The organism is Amycolatopsis tucumanensis, from assembly GCF_021654135.1.
Lineage (GTDB): Bacteria > Actinomycetota > Actinomycetes > Mycobacteriales > Pseudonocardiaceae > Amycolatopsis_E > Amycolatopsis_E tucumanensis.
Genome location: NZ_JAKGSD010000083.1, coordinates 21,162 through 27,161, shown reverse-complemented (window position 1 = coordinate 27,161; position 6,000 = coordinate 21,162). Strand labels below are relative to the sequence as shown.

Sequence of the window (6,000 nt, the reverse complement as noted above, 5' to 3'; positions counted from 1 at the left end):
GGTCATCTGCACCACGAACGCGATCGAGTCGATCAACGCCCGCTACCGGCGGGCATCAAGGCCCGCGGTCATTTCCCCTCCGACGCCGCGGCGCTGAAGTGCCTGTACCTCGTCACCCGATCTCTAGACCCCACCGGCCGTGGCAAGGCACGATGGACGATGCGCTGGAAAGCGCCGTTAAACGCGTTCGCGATCACCTTCCCCGGACGCCTCGACCCGACCACCAACGAGAACCAAGATCAGATCCACCGTTCATCTGACAGACCCCTGATCTGCGCCGTGGTTCGCTGACCTGCTGGTTTGTCGCGTTGTCGGGTGGAATCTGTGCACTAAATCGCGGCTCTAGGGTTGCCGGGTGGCTTATGTCCGGACCGTGAAGACCGCCTCGGGGGCGCGTGCGGTGCAGATTGTGCACTCCTCCCATAAGGGCTCTCGCGACATCGAGCACATCAGCTCCGCCCACGACGATGTGGAGTTGGAGCTGTTGCGGACGGTCGCTCGCCAGCGGCTCGTCGCCGGGCAGGGCGAGCTCGACCTGGGGCTCGATGCGCCGCCGGAGGCGGGTGGTCCGTTGCCGATCACAGCCTCGCGGATGGGGCACTTGTGGGACGCGCTCTCGCTGGCCTACGAGGTCCTCGGGTTCGATGCCGCCGCCGACGGGGACGAGGTGTTCCGGCAACTGGTGCTGGCGCGCATTATCGAGCCGACCAGCAAGCTGGACTCGCTGCGGGTGCTGGAGGAGACGGGCATCGCGCCGGTGTCGTATCGGACCCTCAAGCGGCGCCTGCACGCCTATGCCGGCGAAGCGTGGCGGGAGCGGCTGGCGGCGCTGTGCGCCCATCATGTTGGTCTGGGGCCTGCGACGTTGCTGCTCTACGACGTGGCGACCCTGTACTTCGAGACCGACGCCGGGGACGGGTTCCGCGAGTCCGGGTTCTCCAAGGAACGCCGCCTGGAACCTCAAATCACCGTCGGGCTGCTGACCGACGCGACGGGGTTTCCGTTGATGGTCAACGCGTTCGAGGGTAACACGGCCGAGACCACCACCATGCTGCCTACGATCACGGCGTTCCTGGCCGCCCACCGCCTGACAGATGTGGTCATCGTCGCTGACGCCGGGATGATCTCCGAGAAGAACATGAAGGACATCGAGGCCGCAGGCCTGTCGTTCATCCTCGGGATGAAGATCCCCGAGATCCCCTACATCGTCGCCGAGTGGCGCAAGGCCCACCCGGACACCGAGATCGCCGACGGGCAAGTGTTCACCCAGCCGTGGCCGGCCGGGCCGACTGATAAGCGCAAGGACCAGGTGCGCTACTACCAGTACAAGCACGATCGAGCTCGGCGCACGCTCAAAGGCATCGACGAACAGGTCCGCAAAGCCGAGCAGGCCGTGGCCGGCAAGACCGCGATCAAGCGCAACCGATTCGTCAAGCTCACCGACGCCACCAAGACCGTCAACCGCGACCTCGACCTGGAGGCCAAGGCCCGGGCACTGGCCGGGATCAAAGGCTACGTCACCAACATCGAAGACCCCACGCCCGAGCAGGTCATCGGCGCCTACCACCAACCGTTTCAGATCGAGAAAAGCTTTCGCATGGCCAAATCGGACCTGGCCGCACGCCCGATCTTCCATCGCACCAGGGACTCGATCGAGGCGCACCTGACGATCGTGTTCGCCGCCCTGGCCGTCTCCCGCTGGATCGAGGACACAACCGGCTGGTCCATCAAGAAGTTCGTCAAGACCATCCGCCGCTACCGCACGCTCCATATCCAGGCCGGCGACTACGTGATCACGGCAGCCGACCCACTACCCGACAACATCCAGCACGTTCTCGAAGCGATCAAAGCCCGAGCCGCTACGCACTAAATTGGCCCAACTCGGGAAGCACTGCAACCCTCGCTGGCGAAGAGCTTTGGTCGCCGTTGCAACCTGTTTCGCAGACGTTTGGCCAGGGTTTCTGGTCAGCGGACCACGACGCCGTCTGTCACACCGGCGTACTTCTCCCGCAGCACGGTCTTGAGTAGTTTGCCGGTGGCGTTGCGCGGCAGGGCATCGACGAAGTGCACCTCGCGCGGGCACTTGAAGTGCGCCAGTCGTTCGCGGCACCAGGTGACGAGTTCTTCCGGGGCCGGGTCCCGCCCGGCCGCGGGGTCGGGTACGACGACGGCCACCACTCGCTCGCCCCATCGCGGATCGGGACCGCCGACCACTGCGGCGTCGGCGACCTTGGGGTGCTTGAACAACACCTGCTCGACCTCGATAGGATAGACGTTCTCACCACCGGAGATGATCATGTCTTTCTTCCGGTCGACCAGGGTGATGTAGCCTTCCTCGTCCATTCGCCCGAGATCACCGGTGTGGAACCAGCCGTTGCGGAAGGCCTCGGCGGTGGCCTCGGGGCGCATCCAGTAGCCAGCGAAGATGTTAGGACCGCGAAGGACCAGTTCGCCGACGGTGTTCGTCGGGACGTCCCGGTCGCCGTCATCGACGATGCGGGCTTCGACGTGCATCGCGACCCGCCCGATCGACCCGGCCTTGCTCCTCGCGTGGGCCGAGTCGAGTATGGAGACCAGCGGCGCGGTCTCGGTCATGCCGAAGCCCTCGATGAACGGGACGCCTCGCTCGTTGAGGAACTCGATCATGGGCAGTGGACATGGAGCTCCGCCTCCCATGGCCAGTTCCAGGGACGACAGGTCGTAGGAGCCGAAGTTCGGTACCTGAGTGATCGCGACCCACATCGCCGGCACCATGAACTGGACCGTTGCGCGGTGCTCGGCCATGGCCGTGAGCGTGCCGACCGGGTCGAAGTTGGGCAGGATCACGTTCGTGCCACCGACGTAGAGCAGCGGCAGTGAGTGCACGCCGAGTCCGCCGATGTGGAACATCGGGGCCACCGTGACCGTCACGTCGCGCGAGGAAAGCGGGTGCTCGGTGCCGAGCACGTTGATCGCGTTCCAGAGCAAGTTGTCGTGGGTGAGCATGGCCCCCTTGGGGCGTCCGGTGGTCCCGGAGGTGTACATCAACATGGCGGTGTCAGTTCCGGCGACGTCCGCCGCGGCGAAGTCCGCCGGCCCGCTGGCCAGCAGCTCGTCGTAGGCCAGGCCGTCTTCGTACCCGCCGTCGCCCACCTGGACCGTGTGGCGTACCCGCACGCCGGGTTCGGTCAGGGCGCCGCGCACGATGTCGGTGAACTGGCCGTTGAACACGAGCACGTCCGCGCCGGAATCGCCGAGAATGAAACCGACCTCCATGGCGGCCAACCGCACGTTGATCGGCACCATGATCGCGCCGAGTTTCGCGCAGGCCAGCAGCGTCTCGAGGAACTCCACCGAGTTGACCATCAACGCGGCGACCCGGTCGCCCCTGCGCACGCCGAGTCCGGCGAGCGCCGAGGCCAGCTGATCGGTCCGCCGGTCGGCGTCCGCGTAGGTGAAAGTGCGCTCGCCCGCAACGAAGGCTTTCGAGTCGCCTTGCAGAAAGGCGCGTTTGGTGACCCAGGCGCCGATTCCTCGGTTCATCGTGTGTCTCCGGTTGGTAGTCGCCCCGCGCGGTACCACGGCGCGGGGGCGAGATCGTGGGCAGGTCTGTTCATCGGTCATGTCTGGGCTGCCGGAACGGTTCGCGTCGGTCGGCGGGTCGCCACGATTTCGGAACGCCACACTCGGGGACCGACTCGTCGCCGCCGAAGGTCTGGATCGAGCATGGTCACCGGCCGGGCGGAGACCGCTGCCGGTTGGGCGCGGGCTTGCTGTCTCGGTCACGTCGAACACGACCCCGCACTAGTCGTTGCGGAAGTGGTCCCGGTACTGATCGCGCAGGACGTTCTTCTGGATCTTTCCGGTGGCGGTGCGGGGCATCTCGTCCACGAACACGACGGCCTTGGGCACCTTGAACCCGGGCAGTCGACTGCGGGCGGCGGCGAGCACGTCCTCCTCGCTTAGATCACTGCCTGGCTTGCGGGTCACGACCGCCGTGATCGCCTCCGACCACCGTTCGTGCGGCAGTCCGACCGCGACGACCTCCTGGATGCGGGGTTCGGCCTCGTAGAGTGCCTTCTCCACCTCGATGGAGGCGACGTTCTCCCCGCCGGTTTTGATGACGTCCTTCTTGCGGTCGGCGAACCACAGCAGTCCGTCCGCGTCGAACCGGCCGACGTCGCCGGAGTGGAACCAACCGTGGGCGAACGCCGCGGCCGTGGCTTCGGGGTTGCGCAGGTAGCCCTCCATGGCGTGTGGGCCACGGTAGACGATCTCGCCCGTTTCGCCCTGGGGGAGCAGGTGGCCGTCGTCGTCCATGATGCCGACCTGCACGTTGGGAACCGGTAGTCCGACCGAACCGGCGTGGGACAGCTGGTATTCGGGGGGAAAGACCGTGGTGATCGGGTTCATCTCGGTCTGGCCGAAGCCGAGGGCGAACTCACATCCGAACACCTCGATCGCCCGGCGAAGGTCGGTGTCGGGCATCGGTGCCATGGCGTAGATCGCCAAGCGCAGGCTGGAGAGATCGCGTTTGTCGATGTCGTCGTGGTCCATCATCGCCCGGTACATCATGGGCAGCGCGAAGATTTCGGTGAGGCGTTCGGACTCGATGGTGGCCAGCAACGCCGCCGGATCGAAGGTGCGCAGCAGTACCGCGGTTCCCCCCATGTAGAACAGGCCGGTGGTGAAGCCGTTGAGTTGCGCGGTGTGGAACAGCGGCATCATCACCCCGGCGCGCTCCCGTTCGCTGATGCCCAGAACCAGCGGGGCGTTCAGTGATTCGAGATAGACCGCGAGGTGGCTGCTCACCACACCCTTGGGGGCCGAGGTGGTGCCGCTGGTGTAGAGGTAGCTGACCGGGTCGCGATCCTCGACGAAACACTCCGGCTCCGCGTCGCCTTCCGCGCCAACGAAGTCGTCGAACTCGCGCCAGGACGCCGAGCCCGAGGCTTCCCACGCCGCACCGGTGCCGTGGGCAACGACCACGTCGGTCACGGCGCTGTCGTCGAGCTGGTCCAGCGCGGCCGACACCAGGCCGGCAAGCTGGCTTTCCACGACGACGCCCCGGGACCGGGAGTGATCGAGCACGTAGGCGGTCTCCCGTGGGCCCCAAGCAAGATTGACCGGCACACAGACGACACCGGTCTTGGCGCACGCGTAGTAGGTCAGCAGGAACTCCGTGCTGTTTCCGCTGACCAGGGCCAGCACCTCGCCGCGCCGGTATCCGTTCCGCAGCAGCGCGTTCGCCAGCCGGTTCACCGCCGCGTTGAACTCGCGATAGGACAGCCGTCGTGGCCCGTCCACGACCGCCTCGTGGTCGGGGCGCCGCCAGGCGGTGCGGGTGAGCATGTCGCCGACATTCACCCGGGTCACCAGATTCCGCTGGAGATCTTGCTCGGTCATCGATTGGCTCTCCTTCTCGACACGCTCCGCGACGCGGCGGACCGGATGGCTTGGCCGAGGTGGCGACTGACGTCCGCCAGTTGTGAATCGTTCGTTGGGTGAGGCCCGCGGCATCGTGGCCGCTCGTCGCGTGCCCACGAACTGTTCACCACACGCGTGCCGAGGTCGTCGGCTCGCCGGTGGTTCAGCCGCCCGGGCCCAGGGTGCGTGTGAGCGCCAGGACCGTCGACGGACGGCTGGTCGTGTGGGAGGCTCCAGGTCGCGCGCACGACGAGGCCGCCGGCGGTGACGGGTTCCCGTCGGTGCGCGGCGGGCGGGTGGTGCTGCCCGACCGTGACGTCCAGGTCGAGGTCCACGTTACCCATCGTTGCCCTCGTTTCGCCGTTGATAACCGGGCTGACATAGTTAAAGCTGAATTACTAGGATCCTACTGTTCGAGTGCCGCGTTGTGAAGCTGGTCGCATCGAGGCAGGCCTGGCCGAGATGGCCGGGCCGCGCGCACGGAGTGCTTCGCACCGTTGTTCAAGCTAGTGAATCGCGAGCGACGCTCAGCAAACGGATGTGGAGGCGAGAGGGACATGCAGACGCCGAGAGGGGCGGATGCCTCGAGCGAGA

General features: G+C 66.3%; 3 protein-coding genes and 1 pseudogene. 2 read left to right on the top strand and 2 right to left on the bottom strand.

The window, feature by feature from the left end:
* A pseudogene (locus L2C96_RS41655) lies at positions 1–291 on the top strand (transposase); the annotation flags it as partial.
* Positions 292–355: 64 nt separating this feature from the next.
* Entirely contained in the window at positions 356–1,870 is a 1,515-nt protein-coding gene (locus tag L2C96_RS41650) for an IS1634 family transposase (protein ID WP_418190756.1), read from the top strand.
* A 95-nt stretch (positions 1,871–1,965) separates the two neighbouring features.
* Here L2C96_RS41650 and L2C96_RS41645 read toward each other — a convergent pair whose 3' ends face one another.
* Positions 1,966–3,774 (bottom strand): acyl-CoA synthetase, encoded by a 1,809-nt coding sequence (locus L2C96_RS41645; RefSeq protein WP_236808369.1) that lies wholly within the window; start codon positions 3,772–3,774, stop codon positions 1,966–1,968.
* 9 nt (positions 3,775–3,783) lie between these two features.
* Positions 3,784–5,385: an AMP-binding protein gene (locus tag L2C96_RS41640; RefSeq protein WP_110341427.1), complete on the bottom strand. Its 1,602-nt coding sequence runs from the start codon at positions 5,383–5,385 to the stop codon at positions 3,784–3,786.
* Between the last annotated feature and the right edge of the window lie 615 nt (positions 5,386–6,000).